This window comes from Streptococcus suis, assembly GCF_002964045.1.
In the GTDB taxonomy this organism is placed as follows: domain Bacteria; phylum Bacillota; class Bacilli; order Lactobacillales; family Streptococcaceae; genus Streptococcus; species Streptococcus suis_U.
In genome coordinates, this window is sequence record NZ_POPB01000185.1 from 1 (window position 1) to 590 (window position 590).

General features: G+C 40.5%; 2 protein-coding genes. Both read left to right on the forward strand.

The window, feature by feature from the left end; genetic code table 11:
• Positions 1 to 282, forward strand: a 282-nt coding sequence (tnpB, locus tag C1E99_RS01185) for an IS66 family insertion sequence element accessory protein TnpB (protein ID WP_153060128.1), incomplete at its 5' end; no start/stop codon positions are given.
• A 51-nt stretch (positions 283 to 333) separates the two neighbouring features.
• Positions 334 to 540, forward strand: a complete 207-nt coding sequence (locus C1E99_RS01190) for a transposase (RefSeq protein ID WP_105121655.1) — start codon at positions 334 to 336, stop codon at positions 538 to 540.
• Positions 541 to 590: the final 50 nt, after the last annotated feature.

A 590-nucleotide genomic window follows, 5' to 3' on the forward strand; every position in this document is an offset into this window, starting at 1 on the left:
ATTGATTCTCTCGCCTACCTTGTCAAAAGTCAATTCAATCTGGATCCCTTTTCAGGTCAGGTCTATCTCTTCTGCGGAGGTCGAAAAGACCGATTCAAAGCTCTTTACTGGGACGGACAAGGATTTTGGTTATTGTATAAACGTTTTGAGAATGGAAAATTGACCTGGCCAAACAATGAAGAAGAGGTCAAGGCTCTAACTTCCGAGCAAGTAGACTGGCTCATGAAAGGATTTTCAATCAATCCAAAAATAAATGTTTCAAAAAGTCGTGATTTCTATTGAAATCATGCCTTTTCTTTGTGTATAATGAGATAAAAAGAAGGAGGTAAGTCCATGGAGACACAAGATAAAGTGATTGAAAGTCTAACAAAAACCATTGAAATCTTGACCAACGAGTTGACCCTCCTTCGTGAACAGGTTGAGTATCTGAGACAGAAACTCTACGGAAAATCATCAGAGAAGATTGTGTATCAACCCGGTCAGCTGAGCTTGTTTGGGGAGGAAAGTCTCCCTGAAGAAGAAGCTGACATACCCAGTTGAAACAGAGACCATCACCTATAAACGCAAGAAAGCTAAGGGTATTCGTCAGG